At 50.8% G+C, this 26,552-nt stretch carries 26 protein-coding genes; 9 read left to right on the forward strand and 17 right to left on the reverse strand.

The features are described from left to right. Window positions 1–28: 28 nt before the first annotated feature. From NY07_RS07735 to NY07_RS07745, 3 genes are read right to left on the reverse strand one after another with little or no spacing between them, the layout of a single operon-like run. On the reverse strand, window positions 29–787 hold the full coding sequence (locus NY07_RS07735; protein ID WP_033538780.1) for a TIGR04219 family outer membrane beta-barrel protein: 759 nt from the start codon (window positions 785–787) through the stop codon (window positions 29–31). Between the two features lie 4 nt (window positions 788–791). Continuing rightward, a complete protein-coding gene (locus NY07_RS07740; RefSeq protein ID WP_033538781.1) occupies window positions 792–1,763 on the reverse strand; it encodes a DUF2333 family protein in 972 nt (323 codons plus the stop codon). A gap of 12 nt (window positions 1,764–1,775) precedes the next feature. Continuing rightward, window positions 1,776–2,243: a copper chaperone PCu(A)C gene (locus NY07_RS07745; protein WP_033538782.1), complete on the reverse strand. Its 468-nt coding sequence runs from the start codon at window positions 2,241–2,243 to the stop codon at window positions 1,776–1,778. 49 nt (window positions 2,244–2,292) lie between these two features. Between NY07_RS07745 and NY07_RS07750 the strand changes: the two genes are divergently transcribed. Next, a complete protein-coding gene (locus NY07_RS07750) occupies window positions 2,293–3,030 on the forward strand; it encodes an enoyl-CoA hydratase (RefSeq protein ID WP_033538783.1) in 738 nt (245 codons plus the stop codon). 13 nt (window positions 3,031–3,043) lie between these two features. Here NY07_RS07750 and NY07_RS07755 read toward each other — a convergent pair whose 3' ends face one another. From NY07_RS07755 to NY07_RS07780, 6 genes are all read right to left on the reverse strand, one after another. Continuing rightward, complete coding sequence (locus NY07_RS07755) at window positions 3,044–3,403, reverse strand: hypothetical protein (RefSeq protein WP_033538784.1); 360 nt, start codon at window positions 3,401–3,403, stop codon at window positions 3,044–3,046. Window positions 3,404–3,421: 18 nt separating this feature from the next. Continuing rightward, complete coding sequence (locus NY07_RS07760; RefSeq protein WP_033538785.1) at window positions 3,422–3,628, reverse strand: PspC domain-containing protein; 207 nt, start codon at window positions 3,626–3,628, stop codon at window positions 3,422–3,424. A gap of 162 nt (window positions 3,629–3,790) precedes the next feature. Next, window positions 3,791–4,069 carry a hypothetical protein gene (locus NY07_RS07765; protein WP_033538786.1) on the reverse strand — a complete coding sequence of 93 codons (279 nt, stop codon included), beginning with the start codon at window positions 4,067–4,069 and terminating at the stop codon, window positions 3,791–3,793. Window positions 4,070–4,365: 296 nt separating this feature from the next. Next, entirely contained in the window at window positions 4,366–5,355 is a 990-nt protein-coding gene (gene dusA / locus NY07_RS07770; protein ID WP_033538787.1) for a tRNA dihydrouridine(20/20a) synthase DusA, read from the reverse strand. Between the two features lie 183 nt (window positions 5,356–5,538). Continuing rightward, on the reverse strand, window positions 5,539–6,207 hold the full coding sequence (locus tag NY07_RS07775; protein ID WP_033538788.1) for a single-stranded DNA-binding protein: 669 nt from the start codon (window positions 6,205–6,207) through the stop codon (window positions 5,539–5,541). 74 nt (window positions 6,208–6,281) lie between these two features. Beyond that, window positions 6,282–7,649 (reverse strand): MFS transporter, encoded by a 1,368-nt coding sequence (locus NY07_RS07780; protein ID WP_033538789.1) that lies wholly within the window; start codon window positions 7,647–7,649, stop codon window positions 6,282–6,284. 202 nt (window positions 7,650–7,851) lie between these two features. On the opposite strand from NY07_RS07780, the gene uvrA reads away from it, so the two are divergent. The 3 genes from uvrA (at window position 7,852) to NY07_RS07795 (ending at window position 13,834) form a co-directional block, all read left to right on the forward strand. Next, window positions 7,852–10,677, forward strand: a complete 2,826-nt coding sequence (uvrA, locus tag NY07_RS07785) for an excinuclease ABC subunit UvrA (RefSeq protein WP_033538790.1) — start codon at window positions 7,852–7,854, stop codon at window positions 10,675–10,677. Between the two features lie 108 nt (window positions 10,678–10,785). Beyond that, on the forward strand, window positions 10,786–11,778 hold the full coding sequence (locus NY07_RS07790; protein WP_235363906.1) for a M20/M25/M40 family metallo-hydrolase: 993 nt from the start codon (window positions 10,786–10,788) through the stop codon (window positions 11,776–11,778). A 247-nt stretch (window positions 11,779–12,025) separates the two neighbouring features. Further along, complete coding sequence (locus tag NY07_RS07795; protein ID WP_033538791.1) at window positions 12,026–13,834, forward strand: DEAD/DEAH box helicase; 1,809 nt, start codon at window positions 12,026–12,028, stop codon at window positions 13,832–13,834. Window positions 13,835–13,883: 49 nt separating this feature from the next. On the opposite strand, the gene NY07_RS07800 is transcribed toward NY07_RS07795, so the two are convergent. Then, window positions 13,884–15,011, reverse strand: a complete 1,128-nt coding sequence (locus tag NY07_RS07800) for an NAD(P)/FAD-dependent oxidoreductase (RefSeq protein WP_033538792.1) — start codon at window positions 15,009–15,011, stop codon at window positions 13,884–13,886. 233 nt (window positions 15,012–15,244) lie between these two features. Here NY07_RS07800 and NY07_RS07805 point away from each other — a divergent pair, with 233 nt between their 5' ends. The 3 genes from NY07_RS07805 to NY07_RS07815 all read left to right on the forward strand — a co-directional run bounded on the left by NY07_RS07805 (window position 15,245) and on the right by NY07_RS07815 (window position 17,888). Beyond that, entirely contained in the window at window positions 15,245–16,072 is an 828-nt protein-coding gene (locus NY07_RS07805) for a tetratricopeptide repeat protein (protein WP_033538793.1), read from the forward strand. 79 nt (window positions 16,073–16,151) lie between these two features. After that, the gene (locus NY07_RS07810) at window positions 16,152–16,976 is read left to right on the forward strand and encodes a tetratricopeptide repeat protein (protein ID WP_081953793.1); all 825 of its coding nucleotides are present in this window, start codon (window positions 16,152–16,154) and stop codon (window positions 16,974–16,976) included. Window positions 16,977–17,060: 84 nt separating this feature from the next. Continuing rightward, window positions 17,061–17,888 (forward strand): tetratricopeptide repeat protein, encoded by an 828-nt coding sequence (locus NY07_RS07815; protein ID WP_033538794.1) that lies wholly within the window; start codon window positions 17,061–17,063, stop codon window positions 17,886–17,888. A 61-nt stretch (window positions 17,889–17,949) separates the two neighbouring features. Here the strand turns inward: NY07_RS07815 and NY07_RS07820 are convergent, their stop codons facing one another. The 7 genes from NY07_RS07820 to metB all read right to left on the reverse strand — a co-directional run bounded on the left by NY07_RS07820 (window position 17,950) and on the right by metB (window position 25,173). Further along, window positions 17,950–18,327 carry a hypothetical protein gene (locus NY07_RS07820; protein WP_033538795.1) on the reverse strand — a complete coding sequence of 126 codons (378 nt, stop codon included), beginning with the start codon at window positions 18,325–18,327 and terminating at the stop codon, window positions 17,950–17,952. 27 nt (window positions 18,328–18,354) lie between these two features. Further along, window positions 18,355–18,576 (reverse strand): cysteine-rich CWC family protein, encoded by a 222-nt coding sequence (locus NY07_RS07825; RefSeq protein ID WP_033538796.1) that lies wholly within the window; start codon window positions 18,574–18,576, stop codon window positions 18,355–18,357. Between the two features lie 66 nt (window positions 18,577–18,642). Continuing rightward, the gene (locus NY07_RS07830; RefSeq protein ID WP_052125554.1) at window positions 18,643–19,710 is read right to left on the reverse strand and encodes a c-type cytochrome; all 1,068 of its coding nucleotides are present in this window, start codon (window positions 19,708–19,710) and stop codon (window positions 18,643–18,645) included. 11 nt (window positions 19,711–19,721) lie between these two features. Continuing rightward, window positions 19,722–20,312 (reverse strand): c-type cytochrome, encoded by a 591-nt coding sequence (locus tag NY07_RS07835; RefSeq protein WP_235363908.1) that lies wholly within the window; start codon window positions 20,310–20,312, stop codon window positions 19,722–19,724. Window positions 20,313–20,438: 126 nt separating this feature from the next. Then, window positions 20,439–21,329 (reverse strand): methylenetetrahydrofolate reductase, encoded by an 891-nt coding sequence (gene metF / locus NY07_RS07840; RefSeq protein ID WP_033538798.1) that lies wholly within the window; start codon window positions 21,327–21,329, stop codon window positions 20,439–20,441. A 264-nt stretch (window positions 21,330–21,593) separates the two neighbouring features. Then, window positions 21,594–23,987: a bifunctional aspartate kinase/homoserine dehydrogenase II gene (locus NY07_RS07845; RefSeq protein WP_033538799.1), complete on the reverse strand. Its 2,394-nt coding sequence runs from the start codon at window positions 23,985–23,987 to the stop codon at window positions 21,594–21,596. 19 nt (window positions 23,988–24,006) lie between these two features. Further along, the gene (gene metB / locus NY07_RS07850) at window positions 24,007–25,173 is read right to left on the reverse strand and encodes a cystathionine gamma-synthase (protein WP_033538800.1); all 1,167 of its coding nucleotides are present in this window, start codon (window positions 25,171–25,173) and stop codon (window positions 24,007–24,009) included. 223 nt (window positions 25,174–25,396) lie between these two features. Between metB and metJ the strand changes: the two genes are divergently transcribed. Further along, the gene (metJ, locus tag NY07_RS07855) at window positions 25,397–25,711 is read left to right on the forward strand and encodes a met regulon transcriptional regulator MetJ (RefSeq protein WP_033538801.1); all 315 of its coding nucleotides are present in this window, start codon (window positions 25,397–25,399) and stop codon (window positions 25,709–25,711) included. A gap of 77 nt (window positions 25,712–25,788) precedes the next feature. Further along, window positions 25,789–26,529: a sulfite exporter TauE/SafE family protein gene (locus NY07_RS07860; RefSeq protein ID WP_033538802.1), complete on the forward strand. Its 741-nt coding sequence runs from the start codon at window positions 25,789–25,791 to the stop codon at window positions 26,527–26,529. The last annotated feature ends 23 nt before the right edge of the window (window positions 26,530–26,552 follow it).

Genomic DNA, 26,552 nt, shown 5'->3' on the forward strand with positions numbered 1-26,552 from the left:
CGGTTTTTTTTATGCTTGAAACAAGACGTTAGAAAACCAGTTCAAGTCCGGCAAAATAGCCTTTGAACTGCATATTAGCGGTCACACCATCGAAGTCATTCACGTCAAAGTTAAAGTCACGGTAACCGAAACGGATCTTAGTATCCAATGCCGTACCATCAAACGCCCAGCCTAGGCCCAGCTGATAGTCATAGACGCTACTTTCATCTACGCCCTGCATCACATCGGCAAAAACATACAAACCTATGCCAGGAATCCCCACTTCGGCGTTGGCATAGGCCATCACGACACCATCATCGAGATCTTTCTGTGAGTAGGCACCCACTACGCCAGATGGCGAGACCTGATGAACACGAAAAGAGCCATGCATCTTCTTATAGGCGGCACCAAGATCCAAAGCGACGATATCGTTATCTAGCAGCTCCCAATAAAGTACAAAATCGGTATTGCTCAGGTTACTCGCCGTAGTCACGTCGTCGTTAAACACGTTACCACCAAAAGCCCAGTCGCCACCGAGTGTTGCTTTACCATCGGCATCCAAACGGTTTTCGCGGATCTTAAAGTTTGGCACTAATGGAATTGGGTGCTCGATAGCAACCCATACACTGCCTTGAGATGAAGAGCTGTAATCAAACTCTTGTTGGGCTACTCCTTTTTGCGCAAAGGTGCCCTCTGCATCGGCTTCCCAATAATCACCACCCACTTTAAAACCAACAACTGTGGCCGCGTGTGCGGACGTCGCTGCTATAGACCCTAGCAGTGCACATGCAACTAGTGTTTTTTTCATCTATTTAGCCTTGAGTCAATAAGTTAGTTAAGTCAATCACCGCGGCATTTGCGCGGGAAATATAATTGGCCATCACGAGAGAATGGTTGGCCACTATGCCGAACCCAGATCCATTTAAGACAATTGGGCTCCACACAGACTGCTGAGTCTCTTCCAGTTCACGAATGATCTGCTGTAAGCTGACCTCAGCATTTTTCTTCTTCAGTACATCGGCAAAGTCGACCTCAATCGCCTTCATAAAATTAAGCAGTGCCCAGGTAGCACCACGAGTCTCGTAGAAGACATCATCTATCTTCCACCAACTGGTTTTAATCTGTTGGCTCGCAAGGTTAGGAGTCGATTGACTGGCTTCAGTCTCGCCAGCCAGATCGGTATTAATACGCTCCTGTCCGACACTGGCAGACAAACGCTGAGACATACTGCCCAAACGCTTCTGCACCTCTTTCAACCATTCATTTAAATTATCGGCACGAGCATAAAATTGGGCATCTGGATTATTGGTATCAGCAATGCGGGCACGGTAGAGCTTCAGCAGCTTAATGGCGTCACGGTACTCGCCTTCGGCGCTAGGCACCAGCCAACTCGTGTGTTCGATATTCAGCTTGGAATGAGCCGCCAGTAGATCTTTATCGGCGGTAGACTGCGACTGTGAGCGACTAAACTCTTTGCGCATGATCAGCGCCAAGTCCCTCGCCTGCTCGATGGCACCAAACTCGAAAGCGGGCATATTATCCATAAACAACGAGGGTGGCATGACATCATTCGACAGCCAACCGCCATTTTTATCCAGGAGTGTTTCCATGGTCAAAATCAAAGACGTCGTTGTCGCATAACCGACAATCTTATGGCCTGACTCATTATTGAGCTGATGAGGTTCTATACCATCGGGCTCAATGCTCCACCAAACGCTGATGATGTAGCCAATAAAAAACAATATGGCCACCGCTAGACTGACCCGTTTCCATGTTACCTGCATATGATTACTCCATTAATGGTGATGATGGTGCTCACCATCATCTTGTGTCGCTGCCGCTTGCTTGCTAACTGGAAGCGTCACTTGCTGCTCGCTGCCATCACTAAACTTTAGCCTTAACACCACTTCCTGTCCTTCGGTCAGCGGTTGTTTTAGTCCTAACAACATCACATGATTCCCCGAGGGTTTCAACTCAAGGTTGCTGTGACTCGCCAGGGTAAACTTAGGCAATTGACGCATCTTGATCACGCCATCTTCTTCGATCAGGGTATGTAATTGCGCTTCCCCCGCCACGTCGGTCTCGACGCCAACCAGATCAAGATCTGGCCCATGATTCATCAGGGTGAAATAGGCAGCAGTGTTAGGCACGCTCGGCGGCATGGCTCTGACATAGCCATCCACAAACATGACGTTTGCTAATACGGAAAATGAAGTGCATGATAGCAAGACGAAATTAAACGCTTGTTTGAAAATCTGTTTCAATGCCTTAAACTCCTTTTTAACCCCATTTGCCTATAAGGATTATTGACCAATGAGTACTATTCAATTTCAAGATGAGCAGGGCGTTCGCATCATCACGATCAATCGCCCCGACAAACGCAACGCGTTGAACCTTGAGATGTACACTCGGCTCACAGAATACCTTATCCAAGGGGAGTCCGACAACGGAATTAACGCCTTTCTGCTTAAAGGTGAAGGTGATTGCTTTACCTCTGGTAATGATGTTGCTGACTTTTTAAAAAATAGTGACTTAGGACCGAATCACCCCACCTTCAAGTTCCTGTTTACCCTACTTGATCTCACTAAACCTTTAGTCGCAGCAGTGGCTGGCCCAGCAGTTGGGATTGGCACAACTTTACTATTGCATTGCGATCTTGTGTATGCCGACAACACGGCTAAGTTTCAGCTGCCCTTCATCAATCTAGCCCTAGTGCCAGAGGCAGGAGCCAGCCTATTACTGCCCCGCCTTGTTGGCCAGACCAAAGCCAATGAACTCTTGCTGCTAGGTGAACCTTTCGACGCTCAAATCGCCCAAGCCATGGGGCTTATCAATCAAACAGTGCCAAGCGATGAACTCATGAATTACGCCTTGGCGCAAAGCATCAAGCTGGCACAGAAACCTCCTCAGGCACTCAAGATCAGTCGTCAATTGCTCCGAGGCGATAAGGCGCTTATCAGAGAGCAGATGCTAAAGGAGTTAGAAGAGTTTGCCCTAAGATTACAGAGCGACGAGGCTAAGGCGAAGTTTAAGGCCTTTCTCAGCAAATAATGACTCAACTTGGCTAGTCGACTCGACTGGCCAACCCGACTCCCCATGCGGCCAACAATAACAAAAGTAGTGGCCAAAATAGGGAAAAACCCGCAAACATCATGGCGATGGCGCTCAATACGCAGAATGAAGAAACCAGGGCGATAAAACTAAATGCCAGTGTCAGCCATAAAAGTAAAATCAGTAACAGTGCGCTGACCAAGGCACTACTCCACAAACCAATATCTATCCATTGGGGCGCTTCGAGAGTGATATAAAACCAGCTGACTTCAACGTAATGGCCCAGTATCAGAATGGTCGCCGCGACAAAGGTAATGACTCCCAAGACCAAGAAGATATCCAGTGCTTTATATAATACTGTACGTCCTTTCACACTATCATTCCCTAGGTACTAATAACCGGGTTTCCACTTGGGCAGCACCAGCGCCAATACAAAATAAACCAATAACACTAAGGCGGGATTCATAAAGGCTGCAACCGCCCAAACAACTCGAGTCCACAGACAAGACCAGGCAAATTTATCCGCCGTCATCGCCGCGACACCACACACTATGCTGCGGGGATTTTTCAGTCTTCTAACCAGATCATCGATATTCATAACGCTTGTCCTTACATCAAAAAAGTCTTGAGCTTCCGCTATAACACCTTATGCAATTTCAACGTACAGACTAAGGTAGCGCAGAGCGCGAAGCTCAATACAGGGAGCAGTAATAGTGCTGCTAACTCAAACAGATAAGTCATAGTTATTCCTTAACCAGAGTTATTCCTTAACCATTGCACTCGTCATTGGCGCTTCTTCAGTTCTTGTCGTTGTTTCGGCCAACTTGACGTTGGTATCAAACAGTGATTCTGACAACTGCGCCTGCAGTGATAGGCTAAGTTCCTGCTGAGCGGTGGCCATCATCTCTTGCATTTGAGTGGCTAAATGACGCTCCAGCTTGGCGGTAATATCTGTTGGGATAAAGTCGTCTGCCGAAGCAGAGAAGCTAGCACCTACTAGTAGAGAGGCGATTAGCGATACTTTAGTTAGCTTGTTCATGATGTCTTCCTTTCCATTTCGTTTATGACATCTTAGACAATACAAAGGGTGTGCCAACTTTGGCATTTAGGTGTAACAATATGATAAATAATCGTTTATATAAAAATAATGATTCGGTGAAGGATTTTTCAAGAAAAGCGAAAATCAACAAATAGTGAGTTTCACTACCCGCTGGTAATTTTCACTATTTTTGGTGGTTAGTTTAAATAATAAACAAAAAAAGCCACTAACACTGCAGTGGCTTCTTCCATGAGATATGGGTTAAACCCATACTAAATAAGCTTTTTTATATCCGCCTATTTAGCATCCATGCTGGCACGCGCTTGATGCACGACCTCGATACCTGCGCCAGGCTTATGAGCGTTTTCACTCAAATAACGACGCCAGGCCCGAGACCCCGCCTCGCCTTGATACAAACCTGTGATATGGCGAGTGATATGATTTAGTCGTCCGCCGGACAGCAGATGTTTCTCTATATAAGGAATCATATTCTCCAAAACGGCATCTCTGCTCAACACAGGCTTATCCGAGCCACACAACTGCTGATCCACCTGCGCTAACATATATGGGTTCTGGTACGCTTCACGCCCTACCATGACGCCATCTAGCTGGGTCAAATGCTCGCCGCACTCAGCCAATGTCTTAACGCCACCATTGATGGAGATGCTCAGCTGAGGGTAATCCCGCTTGAGGCGATAGACTCTGTCATAGTCGAGCTCAGGGATCTCGCGGTTCTCCTTGGGACTGAGCCCCTGCAGCCAAGCCTTACGGGCATGAATAATAAAAGTGTCACAACCGGCCGCGCTCACCTTATCGACAAACTCAGTCAGAAATTCGTAGCTATCTTGGTCGTCGATACCAATGCGAGTCTTCACTGTTACCGGAATATCCACCACCTGATTCATCGCCGCCACGCACTCGGCTACCAGCTCAGGCTCAGCCATCAAGCAGGCACCAAAACGGCCATTCTGCACGCGATCCGATGGACAGCCCACATTAAGGTTAACCTCATCATAGCCGCGCTCGGCCGCCAGTTTGGCACACTTGGCCAGATCTGCAGGATTTGAGCCTCCTAGCTGCAAAGCAAGCGGGTGCTCTTCCTGGTTATAGGCGAGATAGTCACCTTTGCCATGAATGATTGCGCCGGTCGTCACCATCTCGGTATACAGCAACAACTCAGAAGACATGAGACGCGCGAAATAGCGATAGTGTCTGTCAGTCCAATCGAGCATGGGCGCAATGGAGAAAGTACGATTAATGGCAGTTGGCATAGTGGCAGATGACATAAATAAGGATAACCCAAGTTTAGCAGTGCCCTTCTAGGGGCTGGGCGCGCATTTTACACCGCATGGCGGCAAATGAACACTCCAGCGCGAGTATACCATCCCTGCATAACCACAGAGATTCGGGCGCTAAAAAGAAAAACCCTGCCAAGGCAGGGTTTTAACGAAACGATTGTCGACCTCATCCTAAAACGGGATATCGTCGTCCCAGCCATCATCCAGATCCGGCGTGAAATTTTGCTGTGGTTGCGGCGCAGGACGTTGCTGCGGTGCCTGTTGCGGCGCCGCCTGTGGCTTAGGAGCGTAGGCTGGTGCCGCTGGTGCGCCATAACCTTGCTGTGGTGCCGCTTGCTGCGGCGCACCATATCCACCCTGAGGCGCTGCGCCCGATGACTGTGGCTGTGGTTGTGATTGTGGTTGTGGACGTGGCGCTGGAGCCGATTGCTGAGGCGCATACTGGTTCTGCTGCGGTGCACCATAACCTTGCTGACCACCTTGACCGCCTTGACCTTGAGCACGGCTATCAAGCATCTGCATCTCGTTGACATTGATCTCTGTCTTATAGCGATCTTGGCCTGTCTGCTGATCTTGCCACTTGCTGGTCTGCAGCTTGCCTTCAAGATAAACTTTTGAGCCCTTCTTCAGGTACTCACCGGCGATCTCAGCAAGACGACGGTACATTACAATGTTGTGCCACTCTGTACGTTCTTGCATCTGACCTTGTTGGTCTTTCCAAGACTCACTGGTCGCCACTGTAAAGTTGGCTACGGCGTTGCCGTTTGGCATGTAACGAACCTCGGGATCTTTCCCTAAGTTACCGACCAAAATTACCTTATTGACACCACGACTGGCCATTGAAATCTCCTGCGATAATCTTACAAATCTAAATTAAGTACACTTTAAACGAGCGACCTGCGGCCGATAAAGTGTTAATTGGAAGAGCCTAACACAGCTCGCGCCTGTCTCAAATCGAAATGCTCATCAACTTTCAAATAAGCGACCTTCTCCTCAAGTACCACAATGGCCTCGGCCACCCCTGGCAATTGCGATAGTTCAGTCGCCATCGCGCGAGCCTGATCTTTACCTTCCACCACAGCTTCAAGGGTATAGCTCTTTAACAACACAGGGTTTTGCATTCCCAGCGTTAGCAGTAACCAGATACACATCAATCCAAGCGCCACGGCAAAGACGCCCGCCGCCCCCAGTAACTGGTAAGCCCCACCGCCGAGCAAACCACCACAGAAAGCACCGAGGAACTGACTGGTGGAATAGACCCCCATGGCCGATCCCTTGTCGCCCACAGGGCAGAATTTGGCGATCAGGCTAGGTAAGGAGGCCTCAAGATAGTTAAAACCGGTAAAGAAGAGCACCACGGCCACACTCAACACCATCAGACTATCGGCAAACATTGCCATGGCAGCTAAGGCCGCAATCATGATCATCAGCGCAACTTGAAAAGTCGCCTTAGTGTTTTTCTTTTTCACCCCTATGATGATCAGCGGCACCATCAGGAAGAAAGCGCCCACAAAGGCAGGGAAATAAAGCATCCAGTGCTTCTCTTTCACCAGACCGGCATCGACAAGATCCAGCGGCAAAGCAACAAACACTGCGGTTAATACCAGGTGGAGAATGAAGATCCCCGCATCCAAACGAAACAGTTGAGGATCGGTAAGCATCGCCTTGAGCTTAGCCGGCGCCGCGACCGTGTCGCCTTTAGGGGCCTGACTTATAGGCGTCGGCACTAGCAGCTGCACTATCACCATACCCAGCAGGGCAAGGCCTGCGGTCATGGCAAACAAGCCTGAAAGACCTAAATGCTCAGCCACAATAGGGCCAACCAGCAAAGATAAGGCAAAGGAGAAACCTATGCACATCCCTATGATAGCCATCACCTTGGTACGTTGCTCATCCCGGGTCAGATCGGCGGCCAGCGCCAACACAGCCGCCGCAATCGCCCCCATTCCCTGCAGTGCACGACCAGCAACGACACCATAAATGGAATCGGCCGATGCGGCCAACAAGCTGCCCAGCGCAAACACTGCCAAACCAATCAGAATGATAGGTTTACGGCCATACTTATCCGATAAGATCCCCATTGGGATCTGTAATATGGCCTGAGTTAATCCATATGCCCCGATGGCAACGCCTACCCATAAGGGAGAAAAGCCTTCAAGGTGTTGTCCGTATAACGCAAAGACAGGCATGATCATAAACAAGCCCATCATGCGCAGCCCAAATACACTGGCTAGTGAAAACGCGACTCTTTTCTCAGTCTTAGACAGTCCATTATTGGCCATTGTTCACCCTGATCTGTATTCATAAATAAGTCGCGCAGTTTATCATGAAGCATGGAAATAGCTCAAAAAGAAAAGTAAAAGCTGCGACCAAAATGCACTATTACCATTCGCCTATCGCTAGATCACAAGCTTGGCTTTTCTATGACCTAACTCAATTTTTATGCGATAATCAGTCTCTTTTTCGGCACAACCAGAGAGACAGATGGACAAGATTGAAGTACGTGGCGCCCGCACCCACAATCTCAAAAACATCAACCTGACGATCCCCAGAGATAAGCTAATCGTGATCACTGGCCTGTCGGGTTCAGGAAAATCCTCACTCGCATTCGATACCCTCTACGCCGAGGGGCAGCGTCGTTATGTCGAATCCTTATCGGCTTATGCGCGCCAATTCCTAAGCCTGATGGAAAAACCCGATGTAGACCATATCGAAGGTCTGAGCCCGGCGATCTCCATCGAACAGAAGTCGACCTCACATAACCCGCGCTCTACCGTAGGAACCATCACAGAGATCTACGACTACCTGCGTTTATTGTTTGCCCGTGTCGGCGAACCCAGATGTCCGACTCATAACCAGCCGCTGGCGGCACAGACCGTTAGCCAGATGGTGGACAAGGTATTGGCACTGCCAGAAGGTAGCCGGCAGATGCTGCTGGCGCCGGTGATCAATGATCGCAAGGGTGAGCACGTTAAGCTGCTCGATAGCCTAGCCGCCCAAGGTTTTATTCGCGCCCGTATCGACGGTGAAGTCTGCGATCTGTCCGATCCTCCAACGCTTGAACTGCATGTGAAACACACCATCGAAGTGGTGGTGGATCGTTTTAAAGTGCGCGATGATCTACAGCAGCGCCTGGCAGAATCGTTCGAAACCGCGCTGGAACTCTCAGGCGGTATTGCCACTGTCGCCTCTATGGATGGTGACACAGAAGAATTGCTCTTTTCGGCTAATTTTGCCTGTACCCACTGTGGTTACTCTATGGCCGAGCTTGAGCCGCGCATCTTCTCCTTTAACAACCCGGCCGGCGCCTGCCCTACCTGTGACGGTTTAGGGGTGCAGCAGTTTTTCGATGCCGACAGGGTGATCACTAACACCGAACTGTCGCTGGCTGGCGGCGCCATTCGCGGCTGGGACAGACGTAACTTCTACTATTTCCAGATGCTTACCTCTTTGGCTGAGCACTATAAATTTGATGTCGAAGCCCCTTTCGAGAAGTTGAGCGCCAAGATACGCAATATCGTCTTGCATGGTTCAGGTAAGGAGAGCATCGCCTTCAAATACATCAATGATCGCGGCGACGTGGTGGTGCGCAACCACCCCTTCGAAGGGATCCTGAACAACATGGACAGACGCTACCGCGAAACCGAATCCAACTCGGTACGCGAAGAGCTGGCCAAATATATCAATACCCAGGCCTGTCAGAGCTGTGGCGGCTCGCGCCTGCGGGAAGAAGCCCGTCATGTGTTTATTGAAGACCTCAACCTACCGAGACTCACCGAGTGGTCTATCGGTGAGGCGATGGAGTACTTCGAACAACTGACCCTAAGCGGGCAAAGAGCCCAGATCGCCGAGAAGATCCTCAAAGAGGTGCGCGATCGCCTCGGTTTCCTGGTGAACGTCGGCCTCAACTACCTCAGTCTGTCGCGCTCCGCCGATACTCTGTCTGGCGGTGAAGCCCAACGTATTCGTCTCGCCAGTCAAATCGGCGCAGGCTTAGTCGGCGTCATGTATGTGCTGGATGAACCATCTATCGGCTTACACCAACGAGACAACGAACGCCTGCTCAATACCTTGATCCACCTTAGGGATCTCGGCAATACGGTGATCGTGGTCGAGCATGACGAAGATGCCATTCGTATGGCGGATCATATTATCGATATCGGTCCGGGCGCTGGGGTGCACGGTGGTCAGGTGATCTGCGACGGTCCGCTAAAAGAGATCATTGCCTGTGACGAATCGATCACCGGCCAATATATCTCGGGTAAGAAGCAGATCCAGATCAGCGAAAAGCGCGCCCAGTACGATGCTAGCAAGGTCATAGAGCTATTTGGCGCTTCGGGCAACAACCTAAAAAACGTCGATCTCACTATCCCCGTAGGTCTGTTTACCTGTGTCACCGGGGTATCGGGCTCGGGCAAATCGACCCTAATCAACGATACCTTCTATAAAATTGCCCATCGCCAGCTGAACGGTGCCACGGTAGATGAACCCGCGCCCTATCAGAAAGTCACTGGTATGGAGCACTGCGACAAGGTGGTGGATATCGATCAGAGCCCTATCGGTCGCACGCCGCGCTCTAATCCGGCCACCTATACGGGAATTTTTACCCCAATCCGTGAGCTATTTGCCGCCACCCAGGAGGCGAGAACCCGTGGTTACAAGCCGGGACGTTTCTCCTTCAACGTCAAGGGCGGTCGCTGCGAGGCCTGTCAGGGCGACGGCCTGATCAAAGTCGAGATGCACTTCTTGCCGGATGTGTATGTGCCCTGTGACGCCTGTAAGAGCAAGCGCTATAACCGCGAGACCTTAGAGGTACGCTACAAAGGTAAGAACATTCATGAGGTGCTTGAGATGACGGTCGAGGAGGCGCGCGAATTTTTCGACGCCGTGCCAGCCATCGCCCGTAAGCTGCAGACGCTGATGGAAGTAGGTCTCTCCTATATTGGCCTTGGGCAGAGCGCCACTACCCTCTCAGGCGGCGAGGCCCAGCGGGTCAAGCTCGCCAAGGAGCTGTCTAAGCGCGATACCGGCAAGACACTCTATATCCTCGATGAGCCCACCACAGGTTTGCATTTTGCCGATATCCAGCTGCTGCTCGATGTGCTGCACCGCCTCAAGGCCCACGGCAATACTATCGTCGTCATCGAGCATAACCTGGATGTGATCAAGACCGCCGACTGGATCATCGACCTTGGCCCAGAAGGCGGCTCGGGCGGCGGCACCATACTGGTCAGCGGCACGCCGGAGCAGGTGGCAGAGCATAAAAGTTCACACACGGCCCGCTTCCTTAAGCCGCTGCTAAAGGGTTAATCCTAACTCAACCCTTCAAAAGCCAGCCTCACCGGGCTGGCTTTTTTGTTTCCTTTATTGAGCAAACCTCGGTAGGTTAGGAGTTTTCATCCAAAGGGTATCACTGAATTGACAACCCCTCTTGCCACAGACCCTGCTCGTCAGCTGATCCGCTTGCTGCTTGTGTGCATAGTCACAACGAGCCTAATGGGCTGTGCCAATACCCAGCCCACCTGCAGCGAAGAGTATCGTCTCACCTGGGCCAATCAACAAATGCTATATGAGCGGGTCGCCACGCTGAGTTCGCCGGTCTACATGGGACGCAAGACAGGCACAGAAGGCGCCGCCCTCGCCCGAGAGTACATTATAGAGGCGATGCAGGGCGCAGGACTCACCCCTTGGCAGGGCAAATTTTCACACGATTTCGAATACAAGTATCAATTCAGTACTCGCATCGGCACCAATGTGATCGGCATGCTACCCGCCACCGCGCCCAGTGACCGCTGGCGAGTCGTGGTGGCCCATTATGATCACTTAGGCAAACAGGGCTCCAAACTCTATGGCGGCGCCGACGACAACGCATCTGGTGTCGCCGCCTTGCTGGAAATAGCCGCCCACATAGCCAGTCAACCAAGAGAAGCCAACCTACTGTTTATTGCCACAGATGCTGAAGAACCTGGACTGTATGGTTCCAAGGCGTTTGTCGACGGTTTGATGGCGCCAGACACTCAGCTCGTGCCAGAACAGATCGAATTGGTGATCAACCTGGATATGATAGGCCGACCGGCACGTAACGCCCGCATCTATCTCGAGGGGCGTCGCGGATTTAGCCAATTCGACACCTTGAAGACTGAGTTGGAACAAACTGTCAACCTCTGTATTCGCGCCAATCATCCCCCCGAAGCGGGCAAAACCATTCAGCGTATCGACTGGTTAAGAGCTTCAGATCATTATCCTTTTCATAAAGCAGGCATTCCCTGGCTCTACTTCGGGGTCCCACCCCATAAGGATTACCACCAACCTGGCGATGACATATCCAAGATAGATGTTAATTTTCTAGCCGCTGTTACGGAAACTGCCTACAAACTGTTAATAATTGATAGTTATCTTTTAAATAACTAATATAAAACACAGGGAATTTTGTATTTCTGAAAAATGTAACTCATTGTTAAATATCTGTTTAAATTAACCGTACTCCTGCTTTACTGCTAAAATTATGCCAAGTGGTGGAAAGATATCTCACTTACTGGTATAATAATCGGCTTACTGATTCGTTTTCGGTGCGGGAAGTCGACACGGGGTTGATTTTCTGTCTTTAAAATCTTTTGGTGCAGTCTCTGCACTTAGTTACACCACAAGGCTACAACCCATGTCATCCAGTGAAAAAACTTTCCGCGAACTCGGCCTGTCCGAGCCTTTGTTGCGTGCTCTTGACGAGCTAGGTTACGAAAAACCTACGCCAATTCAAGCAGCTAGTATCGATCCCCTCATGGAGGGTAAAGATATTTTAGGCCAGGCACAAACCGGTACAGGTAAAACAGGTGCCTTTGCACTTCCCCTATTAAATGCTATCGACGCCAATGCCAATACTCCACAGATCTTAGTACTCGCGCCAACACGTGAGCTAGCCGTTCAGGTCGCCGAAGCATTTGGTAGCTACTCCAAATTTATGAAAGGCCTGCATGTACTGCCTATCTATGGTGGTCAAAGCATGCACCAGCAGCTTAATGCGCTGCGTCGTGGTCCACAGATCGTAGTCGGCACGCCAGGCCGCGTCATGGACCATATGCGTCGTGGCACCCTGAAGCTTGAAACGTTAAAAGCTATGGTGCTCGATGAAGCCGATGAGATGCTCAAGATGGGCTTTATCGACGATATCGAGTGGATCCTGGAGCATACGCCCAAGCAACGCCAGCTAGCGCTGTTCTCTGCAACCATGCCAGAGCAGATCAAGCGCGTTGCCAACAAGTATTTGCAAACGCCGGTACACATCAGCATCGCCGCCAGCCACACCACGGTTGAGTCAATTGAGCAGCGTTTTGTTCAGGTGTCACAACACAACAAACTCGAAGCCTTGGTACGCGTACTGGAAGTGGAAAACACTGAAGGTATCATCATCTTCGTGCGTACCCGTAACAGCTGTGTCGAATTGGCTGAAAAGCTTGAAGCCCGTGGCTATGCCTCGTCGCCGCTGCATGGTGATATGAACCAGCAGGCCCGTGAACGCGTAGTAGACCAGCTCAAACGCGGCAAGCTAGATATCTTGATCGCTACCGATGTTGCCGCCCGAGGTCTGGACGTTGAGCGTATCGGTCACGTGATCAACTACGACATCCCATACGATACCGAAGCCTATGTACACCGTATTGGTCGTACTGGCCGCGCGGGTCGTACCGGTATGGCGATTCTGTTCGTTACCCACAGAGAGATGCGTATGCTGCGTACCATTGAGCGTGCGACCAAGAGTCGTATTTCGCCAATGAATGTACCTAGCCCAGAAACCGTTACCGAGCGTCGTTTGTCTCGCTTAGGTGAGCAGGTATCAAACACCATCAACAATGAGTCATTAGACTTTATGCATGGCGCCGTTGCACAGCTTTGCCAGCAGCTGGAAGTGGATACCGAAGCTTTGGCTGCCGCCCTGCTTAACATGGTGCAAAAAGAGCGTCCACTGCAACTGCCACCGATCCAGGAACGCCAGCGCGATAGTCGTGATGAGCGTAACTCACGTGATCGCAGTGAACGTGGTGAGCGCGGCGAACGTAGCCCTCGTGGCCGTCGTGAATCGCGTCCAACGCCAACCAATCTGGGTAAGGCTGACACGCTTAAAGATCATCCAGATGTCAAAATGTGCCGTTACGTCATAGATGTCGGCCGTGACCACGGCGTGGGTGTGGGTAACATTGTGGGCGCCGTAGCCAACGAAGCCAACATCGACAGCCGCTACATTGGCCAGATCCAGCTATTCGATCAGATGACCTCTATCGATCTGCCTGATGGCATGCCAAAAGATATACTGCAACACCTCAAGAAGGTGCGCGTATGTGGTAAGCCACTCAATATTCGCGAAGCGGGAACTGAACTTGCGGGTGCGTCAGATGACAGCCGTCCAGCACGTCGTCGTAAGCCTGTCGGCGAGCGTAAATCTCACCGCAAAGGCGGTAAAGATAACGCTTAAGCGTTAGACGTTTAAAGAAAAGGAGCCTAAGGGCTCCTTTTTTGTTGCCTCAAAGGCTAGGTAACTTCTTAGAGACCTGATCGGCAATGGCCAGGCTCGCGGTGAGCCCCGGCGATTCTATCCCTATCAGGTTAACCAATCCCGCCAGGCCATGTTCGGCCTCACCTTGAATAACAAAATCAGATACCTGGCTATCATTCTGGCCCTGTAACTTAGGCCGGATACCCGCATAGTCAGCTTGCAATCTATCAAGCTCAATCTGAGGAAAATAGGCTGAGATAGCGCGGTAAAATGTCGCCTTCAAGCTCTCTGGCACCGCATAATCTTCACCGCTGCTTGGCGGCAAGTAAAGGGTATCAGGACCAAATTTGAGTTGACCCGCCAAGTCTAAGGTTGCATGAATCCCCAGACCTTTAAGACCGGGCTCAGGCACGGGATAAATAAGATGACGAAAAGGACTCTTCCCTTGATAGGAAAAATAGTGCCCCTTGCACCAATGCAAGGTAGGAATAAACGCACTACCCAACCCCTCTATCTTACTGGCCAGCTCACAGGCATAAAGCCCGGCGCTATTAATCAAATAATGGGTATCTATCTGCAGCGCTAATCCATCATTTACCAGCTCTATGCTAAAGCCATTGTTGTGGGCGCTCGCCCCCATAAACTCAGTATGTGCAGCAAAAATCACCCCGTTTGCCTCGGCTTCAGCCAATAGGCTATACATATAGCCGTGGCTGTCTATGATGCCGGTTGAGGGAGAAAATAGCCCGCCCGCCGCCTTAAGCGCAGGCTCCAGCTCCGCCAATTGCCGACGACTCAGGGACTCGAGATCTTCCACCCCATTGGCCCGACCTTGCTCGAGCAAGGCATCAAGCTTAGCCTCCTGCCCCTTATGGCTGGCGACTATCACCTTGCCGAGGGGGTTAACCGCGATGCTACGTCGGGCACAATAGGCATAGAGGTCATGTTTTCCCTGCACACACAGTCTCGCCTTCAGGCTTCCAGTGGGATAATAGATCCCCGCATGGATCACCTCACTGTTGCGGCTGCTGATCCCTGTACCTATGGTGTCGGCGCGATCGACGAGCAGCACCCGCTTAAAACGCTGGCTTAGCCTGGCAGCCACCGCAAGCCCTACTACCCCAGCGCCAACGACCACTGCATCCATCTTATCCATCGCCCGCTTCTCCCTTAATTTATATCCGGTTAATCAGAAAGATAGTCGCCGTCCCAACCGGGCCATACTACCAACATTAAGCATCATCGGCTTATAACAGACCCAGAGACCCACTGATACTAACCGTAAAACTCACCTTGAATCACGCTTCTACATTAGCACTTAAGTACTATGGCACTATCCGTTAGTTACTGATAGTAATAGTGATTAACATTTTACAAAAGGAGTTTGGCATGCAGCGGATCGTGAATCAGCTTTTGTTAGCTGCTGCTCTGGTCGCAATAACCTCTACCAGTAATGCATCCCAGTTGTCCGCCTGTAATACGGCGGAATGTGAAGATTACTTTAACGCTTATACCATCTTAACCAAGCGTGGCCATTCGAGTGCCATGGCGACCCTTGGTGAACTCTACTATTCAGGCTACGGTACAGAGCAAGATAAAGATAAAGCCTTTAAATGGTTTAGGCGTGCTGCCAAATTTGGCCACACCACGGCGCAATACAAAGCGGGGATCATGTATCTACAAACCTCGGCACATCAAGATATCGATAAGGGGATCAATTTATTAAAGCGCAGTGCTAAGGCTGCTTTTTCCCCAAGCGCACTGGCCCTTGGCAAGATATATCTACAAAATACCTTAACCGAACCGGATCTCGAAGAGGCCGACAGATGGCTCGCTCTAGCCTATAAACTCAATAATTTAGAGGCCATGAAATTCACCAAGGCACTTAGAGAATCACCCGACACTCGCTCACTCAAGCTGCCTAAAGCCTTTGCTCTTGTCGATGCAGAAAAGCCAATAGCGCCAGACAGTAAAAACGCCATGGAAGAGATGGAAGTGATTCTCGTCGAAGCGCCTGACTTTGCCGCTTACTTCGATGAGGAGATCGCACAGCTTAACCGTAGTCGCCCTGACACAGCGAAAGGCACGGGCTCCAGCATCGCCGGGCGCACTTGTACAGATATTTGGGCCTGTAGCAGCGAAGGAGACAATGAACGCATTCGAGATACCTTGCTGTCAGACTGGGGAAATATCGCATTAGCTTCAAACATTAGATAATTTTTATATCAACACGTCGTACTTATAGCCATGTATAGCTAGAAGAGTTGAACATGATCGGCTCTAAGAAAGGGACTAAATGATGAAGAACACACTCAAAGCACTCTCGCTCGGACTCAGCCTATGGGCAGTAACCTCATACAGCTACGCAGCCGGGCTGCCTGAATGTGACACGGCAGAATGTCAGGAATATTTCAAAGCCTACACCATTTTAACCAAACGAGGTCACTCGGATGCGATGGCGACTCTTGGCGAGCTCTATTATTCAGGCTATGGCACAGAAAAAAATCCTGAGAAAGCACTCAAATGGTTTAGACGCGCCGCCAAGTTTGGCAATACCACGGCTCAATATAAAGCAGGGATCATGTACCTGCAGCAAACCGACTATCAAGATATCGACAAAGGTATCAGCCTGCTGAAGCGCAGTACTAAGGTCGATTTCTCACCCAGCGCCTTCGTATTAGGCAAAATCTATCTTGGTAATGAGCTCGTCATACAGGATCTCGCCGAAGCCGATCACTGGCTGTCAAAGGCCTATGAACTTAATAATCAGGAGGCTCAAAAATTTGCCAAACAACTAAAAGGCTCTGAGCTTGGCAAAACAGTAGCACTACCCAAGCTCTATAGCCTGATCGACGCCAAAAGCGCCGACAAACCCGGCAGCAATGCGCCCGTCGGTGAAATGGAAACCATTACGGTGACGGCACCGGATTATACGCAATATTTCGATGACGAAATTCTTCGTCTTAACCATAGCCAACCCGATACAGAGAAGGGCACAGGCTCAAATATTGCCGGACGTACCTGCGCCGAGATGTGGGCCTGTAGCAGTGAAGGAGATGGCGATCGTATTCGCGACTTCCTCCTGTCTGACTGGGGAGCCGCAGCACTTATTTTCAGATAACTTAACACTTCAACATGTCGTACTTTAGGTCACTAACGACTTAAGGGGTTGTACTCAACCAACCACCTAAATAGGATGTTTAAAATGAAAAGGATAATCAAATCGCTCTCTATAGGCTTAACCCTGTGGGCGATCAGCTCCAGCAGTTATGCTTCAGGCTTGTCTGAATGTGATTCAGCCGAGTGTAAGGAATACTTCAAGGCCTACACCATTTTAACCAAGCGGGGTCACTCAGATGCCATGGCAACCTTAGGTGAACTCTATTATGCGGGTCACGGCACAAAGAAAAACCCTAAAAAGGCACTCAAATGGTTCCGACGTGCGGCTAAATTTGGCAATACCACGGCGCAATACAAGGCTGCAGTCATGTATCTTCAAGATACCGACTATCAGGATGTCGATAAGGCTATATCTTTATTGGAACGTAGCCTGAAAGTCGATTTTTCACCGAGCGCCCTGATACTGGGTAAGATTTATCTCAATGATAATCTCGTCAAACAAGATCTTGCCGAAGCAGACAAGTGGCTATCTAAAGCCTACGAACTAAACAATGTTTCTGCCAAAAACCTTGCCAAAAAGCTCAAAAACTCAGAGCAGGAAAAAAACCTAGCACTTCCAAAGTTATACGCCTTGGTCGAAGCCGATAAAAACGCTAAACCAGGCAGTAATGCCCCTGTTGGTGAGATGGAAACCATTACTGTTACGGCCCCCGACTATCATCGCTATTTCGATGATGAGATCGCCCGTCTCAACACCACTCGCCCCGATACCGAATCGGGTACTGGTTCCAAAATCGCCGGCCGAACTTGTGCCGAGATGTGGGCTTGTAGCTCCGAAGGGGACGGCGAGCGTATAAGAGATGTAATGTTATCTGACTGGGGAAAAGAAACGCTTGCCTTTAGACTCAATTAAATAAGCCCCCCCGAGCGCTCGTTAGAGGATAAAAAAGAGGCAATTTCGCCTCTTTTTCTTTTTAAAGCCTGTCGAAATCGACCCTGTACGCCAGCGCATCGCAACGCAAATACTCGGAACAATCGTTGTTCAATTTATGGTCGACACATTCCATGACCACTATGCCATTGGCCCCTAGCTTTTGCGCCTTATGCTTTAAATTACCCACTAACAAAGATTCTGTTGGTCTTGGCTGGCTCGACCGCATCCTGCAAAAGGAGGTTGAAACCTTGCCTAAGGAATCCGCCTTATAACGATGAATCTCCTCCACACTGTACACCTCGACCTTATAAGTCTTCAAAGCTTCCTCTGGTGAAGGGGCAATATTGGCACTTAGGTTTAAATTGCCACATCCTGGTAGCATCAAAACTCCCAACAGGGTTATTGCTATTTTTTTCATTGATGTTTGTCCTTAAATCATACTTTTTTACTTATCGACACGCCTGACACCTAGCAAAGCCTCTTGTTTCAAGGCCTCAGCGCAAACTTGGCAGATACAACGCTCAGGTGCCAAGTTATCCAGTGCCAACTGGTGTTTAGGCACAAAGACCTGCTGCTGACACCAACAGGTCTCTATCTGACGCTTAGCCGCCATGGCACAAGCATTAGGCTGCTGACACAGGGGGCAGATACTGGCTTTTATATTCATACATTAAAAAACTGAGTGTTAGCCATCAACGGTAACACTCAGTCTTGGGTAGAACAAGTTTAGGGCTTATTGCTTCGCCGGGTTGATGGGATAGGATTGAGTGCCCAGCACGGCTCCCTCTGCTACCGACTGACCATAGTAACCCTGATGTTTGTGGTAACGCTCGGCAAGGTCGGCCACTTTACCCTCTTTCAGGCGTGGATCTTGTGGTCGCTCATGGGAGACCACAAAAGCTGCGACATCCCAGGCATCCTGATGACTGAGCTGAATGCTCTTACCTAGAGGCATGTTCTCATAGATGAAGTTGGCCGCGGTATTCACCCTGTGCATACCCGCCCCCCAGTTAAAGCTGTTTGGTCCCCATAAAGGCGGCAGGCTATAAACCCCTGCCATGGCAACACCTTCGCCGTTTTCACCATGGCAAGATTGACAATGGGCTCGATACACCTGTTCCCCGCGTGCTGGAGAATAGGCCTGCTCTGGCTTGGGAATGGCGGGAAATCCGCGGCCCGGCAATTTAGCGCGCTCATCCAGGCTAGTCGCCTTGGCAATCGCCTCTGGTAAAACAAAGTCCTCCCGCTTACCCCCTTTAAGCAATTCTTCATCACTCAGCTCAGGCACAGCCCCCGCTACGCCATATTTGTCCATCAGACCACTCATGGCCAACCAGTAAGAATAAGCCGACAGCGCCACCAATGGCTCACTGCCAGACTCGGGCGCCTTGCCATTCATCGAATAGGTAAAACAGCCCTGGATCCGCTCCTGATAACTGTTTACCTTATCGTTTTTCTTACGATAGGCCGGATAGGCCAGATAGGCGGCCCACAAAGGTGAAGCATTAGCCTTACGGCCGGCATCCATATGACAGTTAACGCAATTAAGCTCATTGCCCACATACTTACCGCGCAGCTGCTGCGTATTCACAAACAGCTGATACCCGAGCCGCACCTTGTCACCGAATGTGCCCTGGGGAATGGTCGAGAGCGCACGCATCTTGAGGTACTCAGCGTCAGGGCTTGGCGCCGCCAACTTCAATTCAGCCTGCTTATCTGGCAACTCCCCTGCCTGCACACTATTGCCAAGGGCGATTAAGAGTAAGCCGCTTAGTGTCTGACTCAATAGATTCCTGTTCATTACCGCCTCCTTTATTTCATCTTGGCAAAATAGTCGGCAAGTGCCGCTATCTCATCTTTACTCAGCTTATTGGCGATATGACTCATCATGCCATCAACATCCCCCTTGCGCGTGCCTGACTGCCAGGCCTCCAGCTGGCTCTTAAGATAACTGGCTTGCTGGCCCGCCAGACGAGGAAACTGACCACCACCTATCCCCGAGGGGCCATGACAAGTGACACAAGCAGGTAAAGTACGCTGCCAGTCCCCCTGATACACCAAGGTTTCGGCAACCGAATCAAAGGTGAGCTGACTGCCACGCGTGACTATTGTCGGTGCGGGCACAGGCTGCGCCGCGAAATAATCGGCGACCTGGCCAATGGCATCTCCCTGCACCGTCATCGCCATAGGCGTCATGGTCGGGTTTTGCCTGTCACCTTGCTGAAACAAGTGGATCTGCTTAGCAATATAGTCTGACGATAAGCCTGCAATTCGCGGCGCAATAGGCTCAATCCCCATCCCCGTAGGGCCGTGGCAACTACCACACAGCGCCGCTGCAGGCGGCATCTCATTGGCGGCTATCGCCTGGTTACTCAAAAAAAGAACAGTCACTCCGATAAGCATTTTGTACATATCAACCTCCTTATTAGCTGTGGTTAATCATAGGAGTAAAACCCCACTACGCATACTGGCAATAGGTATAAAAAAGCCCCGCTGATAAAAGCGGGGCCGGAGGTGATGACAAATGGATTATTTACCCGGTCTGACACCTAAGGTATGGCAGATGGCATAGGTCAATTCGGCGCGGTTTAGGGTATAGAAATGAAAATCCTTCACCCCTTCGCGGGACAACACCTTGACCATATCGATGGCCACGTTAGCGCCGACCATCTGGCGGGTCGATGGATCATCATCTAACCCCTCAAACTGCTTGTGCAGCCATCTTGGGATAGACACATTGGTCATGCCAGCAAAGCGTTTCAGCTGAGTAAAATTGGTCACAGGCAAAATGCCAGGCACTATCTCTACATCTATGCCGGCCGCCACGCAGCGATCACGAAAACGTAGATAAGATTCGACATCGAAGAAGAACTGGGTGATGGCGCGGTTGGCCCCGGCATCAATCTTTTTCTTAAGGTTAATCAGGTCCGCCTGGGCGTTAGGGGCATCGGGATGAACTTCTGGATAGGCCGCCACAGAGATATCGAAATCGGCCACAGATTTCAGCAAGCGCACCAAGTCATTGGCAAAACGAGTTGGCTTAGGGCTTCCCGCAGGGAGATCACCACGCAGGGCGACGATATCGCGTATACCCGAGTTCCAGTAGTGTTTCGCCAGCTCCACCAACTCTTCGTCGCTGGCATCGACTAGGGTCAGATGGGGCGCCGCCACCAAGTCTGTCTCTTTTTGAATACGCTCAATCACCCCATGGGTACGATCACGAACGCCAGAATTAGCACCGTAAGTCACGGATACAAACTTAGGATTAAGCGGCTCTAATCGTCTGATAGAGTTCCATAAGATAGTTTCCATCTCAGGTGTGGCCGGCGGGAAAAACTCAAAGGACACATTGATGTCACCATTGAGCTCAGACAAGCTTTGGTTTAACGAATTGGCGTGTTGTGCGTGGTGAAAAGCCATCTTAATTCCCTCAGACCTAGAGCAAAAATATTTTTAGACGTTTGGACGTCTATATGTCCATATACTAGAGAAACTCAGAGTGATGTCAAGCCTAAAAATTGACTCATTGCAAAACAATCTGTTTATAAGATAGTCCGAAAGCGAAACGGCTGACACAGGCAGGCCGATCTCACCGATTCATCCGGCGAAACCCACTGAAAGAGAGATAAAAAGAAGGAGATAAAAAGGTATAAAAAAGGCCGATGCACGCATCGACCCTTTAGATTACTCTTGTAGAAGATCCCGGCACATCTGCGCCAGATCTGACTGCACCGCAGCCGCCGTCACCTCGCGCCCGGCCCCCGGACCACGGATGATCAGCGGGTTATCCTGATAAAAATCACTGCGGATCACAAAGACATTATCACCCGGTGTCAGGTTGGCATAGGGATGACTTCTATCGACCCACTCAATTCCCACCTTAGCCTTAAGCTGCCCTTGTTGGCTGTCCAGCGAAGCGACATACCTGAGCACCTTGTTCTGCTCGGCGGCCGCCTGATACTGCTGCAACATCTCGCCATCGAGTTCCGCCATACGTGAAAGGAAGTCATCCAGTGGGATCTCAGCCAGAGACGCCGGCACTAATGACTCAAGCTCAATATCATCAAGCTCTATGTCATAGCCTATCTCACGGGCCAAAATCAACAACTTACGCTGCATGTCCCGCCCAGAAAGATCATCGCGTGGGTCCGGCTCGGTAATGCCCAGCCCCTTGGCTTCCAACAACAACTGCGAAAAAGGCTTAGTGGCATCATAGTGCTCAAACAGCCAGCACAGGGTTCCCGAGAAGATCCCGCCAACGGCCTCGATACTGTCGCCACTGTTATGCAGATCGTTGAGTGCATGTTGCACAGGCAAACCCGCGCCACAGCTAGCGTTATAGCGCCAGAACAGACGGCGGTTGCCCAGCTGCTGTTTCAGCTCCTGATAGAAAGCCAGCGGGCCAGAACCCGCCAGCTTGTTGGCGCTGACGATATGAATACCGCGGGCAAAGAACTCAGGATATTGCAGGGTGAGATCGGCGCTGGCGCTGATATCCAAAGCGATCAACTCATCGCAGTCCAGTGCCTGAAGCTGCTCAAACAGATGAGTGTATTGCCAGGCTGTACCTCGCTCTTCAAAGGCCTTTTGCCAGGTGTTAAGGTCGATATCTGTCTCACTGAGCAGCGCCTTCTTGGAACTCAGTAGTCCCACTAACTCGACGCTGACCTCCAGCTCCTTATTAAGCACAGGGCGAGCACGCTTAAAGAGATCGATCCAGGCTTCACCTATGTTGCCTATGCCCAGCAGCAGGACGCCGATGCGCTTACGTGGACCGGCGCAGCGTCTGTGCACCTTCTGAGTTAACAGATTCACCTGGGCCTTAGGCACTAAGGTCACCAGACTCAAACCATCGTTACACAGAGGATGCGCCTCTCGGCTCAGCAGGCGGGAAAAGCCGCGACGATAGAGGCTGGCATCGGCACTCACTAAGGCCACCAGGCCAAGATCGTCTCTAAGCTGCAACTCATCGATACCCAGCTCGTCAGTATTGGCTTCAAAAATCGCCTGGGCTTGCTTCTGATTCTCATGGGTAAAGGCCAGCTCGGCGCGACCATGAGCCAATGACCAATAGGCCAGTGGCGTCAGCCCTGCCCGGGCAAAGCAAGCCAGCAACTGCGGCAACTCGACATCTATGGTCAAGCTGAATAGGCTAACGCTCGCCAGACTGGTCACCACAGGGGCACTGGCCGACGAGCTCTTTGGCGCGATCAGGGTGAAGTCGGTATGGGGGGCATAACTTGAGCGCACCGCCAGGCTAACCTCGGTATCAAACAGAGGCTGCAGGGTACGATTGTGCAGCACAGGGGAGCCCAGATGCGCCAGGCGATTCGCCTCGGTCAGCGACATGCTCTTAAGCAACTTGGCATCATTAATTCGGTTGGGGTCAGCGTTAAACACCCCTTCGACGTCGGTCCAGATGGTGACTCGCTCGATATCTGCCAGACTGGCCAACAGGGTGGCACTAAAATCTGAGCCATTGCGACCAAGCAGCAGGGTATCACCCTGTTCATTGGCGCAGATAAAGCCGGTGATCACCAGACGCTCTTGAGGATGAGCCTCAAGCAGTGCCTGCACTCTTTGTCTCGACTCGTCTATGCGGATCTGCGGCACGGCGCCTTCATCGGCTACCAGCAGGGTACGGGCATCGACATCCGATGCGGCCACGCCAGATTCTCTCAGCAGCGCCGCCAGCAGACGCGAAGACCAACGCTCGCCGAAACTTACTACCTGGTTACGTTGATAGTCGTTCAGTTCATCCAGCGACAGCAGGCTACTCAGCTGCGACTTGTCGGTCGACAGGCGCTCTCTGAGGCTACGGGCCTGCTCATTGGAGAGCAACTGTTCAATCAGGTTTTGCTGGTAACTCACCAGCACCTGTAACTCCTCTTGCCATAGCTGATTTGAGTCACACAGCTCCAGCAAGCGGTATAAAAAATTGGTACTCTTACCCGCAGCCGACACCACGATCAAATCATCGCTGTGGCCATGAGTCAGTAAAATGTGAGCGACGCGGCGGTAACAATCTGCATCCGCTAAACTAGAACCACCAAATTTATGCAAATGACATCGTGTCATTTTATGCTCCTCAAACCCTTTAACTACTTACCGCGATAGCCGCTTCTAAACCGGCGAGTATACCTGCCACCAGATCCTCGCCATCTTCAATCCCTACTGACAAGCGGATCAGGGTATCTTTAACACCCGCTTCGCGACGCGCCTCTGGGTCCATCGCTCTGTGGGTCATAGTCGCAGGTACTGCCACCAGACTCTCCACGCCCCCCAGACTCTCGGCTACCGAGAAGTATTGTAACGCATCTAAAAAGGCAACGAGTGCCGATTCACCGCCTTTTAACTCAAAACTGAGCATTGCGCCGAAGCCCTTCTGCTGTCTAGCCGCAATTTCATGGCCAGGATGCTCGACAAGGCCCGGATAATACACTTTTTCTACCGCCTTGTGGTCACACAGCAGGGCCAAAACCTTCTGGGCGTTGGCCTGATGTTCACGAATACGCACCGAGAGAGTTCTTAATCCCCTCAGGGTCAGGTAGCTGTCAAAAGCCGAACCGGTCAGCCCCAAAGTATTAGACCACCAGTGCAGTAACTCGCCGACCTCAGGGTCTTTGGCCACCACGGCCCCGCCGACAACATCGCTGTGGCCGTTAATATATTTGGTGGTCGAGTGCACCACTATGTCGGCGCCGAGCAACAAAGGTTGCTGCAAGATGGGAGACAAGAAGGTGTTATCCACTACAACCTGCGCCCCAACCTGATGGCTCGCCTGTGCAATGGCTTCAATATCGACCACCCTCAGCAGCGGGTTAGAAGGTGTCTCAAGCCACACCATCTTAGGCGCTTGTGATAGCGCTTGGCGTAACGCGACATCATCGGTTTGATCCACTACGGCTAACTTAAAGGCACCCTTCTTCGCGAGGTTGGTAAAGAGTCGATAGCTGCCGCCATAACAATCATGGGGGACCACCAAGAGATCCTCAGGCCCTAGCAGGCTGGTCACAAGAGTGATGGCTGCCATGCCGGTGCAGGTGATCACACCAGTAGCCCCTTTTTCCAACTCGGCAATTGCATCGCCCAAGATTGAGCGAGTAGGATTGCCCGAACGACTATAATCGAATGCCCGCGGCTGTTGATGCCCTTCAAACGAGTAATTTGTCGACAGATAGATAGGCGGCACCACGGCACCATGCTGAGTGTCTGACTCTATGCCTTGTCTTACGGCGGCGGTGGCTAGTTTACGCTCTGTCATCTTCAACTCCTCAATTCGAATCTGGGCAGAGACCTCTGGCAAAAGAGATGTCTGGACGTCTAAATGTACCTAAGCCAACGGGTAGCGTCAACAACTTTAGACGTTTAGACGTCCAAACATTTAGAAATCTATTTGCAATTACCAAAAATTAGAGGCAATAATTTGACTGTATTTTGTAAGGGTTTAAAATCTGCACCGAATTTGAGAATTTACAGGTGAGTCAATGACTGAGTGGAATGGCGATTATATCAGCCCCTATGCTGAACATGGTAAGAAGAATGAGCAGGTAAAGAAGATCACTGTCTCTATTCCTCTAAAGGTGCTTAAGGTATTAACCGATGAGCGCACTCGGCGCCAGGTCAATAACTTACGTCACGCCACCAATAGTGAGTTACTCTGCGAAGCTTTCTTACATGCCTATACTGGCCAGCCACTGCCGCACGATGATGACCTGTCTAAAGATAAACCCGACAGCATTCCAGCAGAGGTAAAACGCCTAATGACCGAAATGGGCATTGAGTGGGAAGAGATGGAATAACACGGCCACACACTAATCGACAGAGGGATCGCTAGGCGATCCCTCTTTAGTTTTCACACTTAGTCTGGACTATCCCTGTGCCTGCACTTCCGCTCGATCCACAGATCTTAGCGCTCGCCTCGCTTATCGTCTTTGTCGGCGCTCTTACCCAGAGCCTTATCGGCTTTGGCATGGCGATAGTAGCCTCACCGTTACTTTATCTTATCGAGCCCTCATTGGTTCCGGCGCCCGTGATCTTAATGGGTTTCTCTATCGCCCTATTGACCCTATTTCGTGAACGCGGCGCCTTGGAGTTTAATGGGCTGCAATACGCCTTGCTTGGTCGAATCCCAGGTGGATTTATCGGCGCTGGTTTACTCTTGTTCGCCCCACAAGCTATCTTAGGACTCACAATCTCCATCATTGTCGCAATTGCCGTAGTGCTGAGCCTGCTCAGGGTTAGCCTGGTGGTCAATCGACGTTCTCTCTTTAGCGCTGGCGTGATTTCGGGGATCTTCGGCAACATAGCTGCCATAGGCGGTCCGCCATTGGCTATCTTACTCTCGGGCAAAGATGCCAAGCAGTTTCGCGCTGCATTATCGGCCTTCTTTATCTTCAGTTCCGCCATCGCCATGGTGATCTTAGGGCTGACAGGGCTACTTACCCCGCAACACTTTTACTGCTCGGCCTTACTACTGCCCTCAGTGCTGCTTGGTTATCTGATGGCAAACCGACTCGTCGGACGCATAGACAAACAAAAGACCCGCATGATGACGCTTATTCTTTGTAGCCTGAGTGCTATCCTATTGGCCGCCAAGTCGATAACGAGTCTGCTATAAAATAGAAAAAGCCGGCAATATTG

Origin of the sequence: Shewanella sp. ECSMB14101 (genome assembly GCF_000773485.1) — a bacterium.
Lineage (GTDB): Bacteria > Pseudomonadota > Gammaproteobacteria > Enterobacterales > Shewanellaceae > Shewanella > Shewanella marisflavi.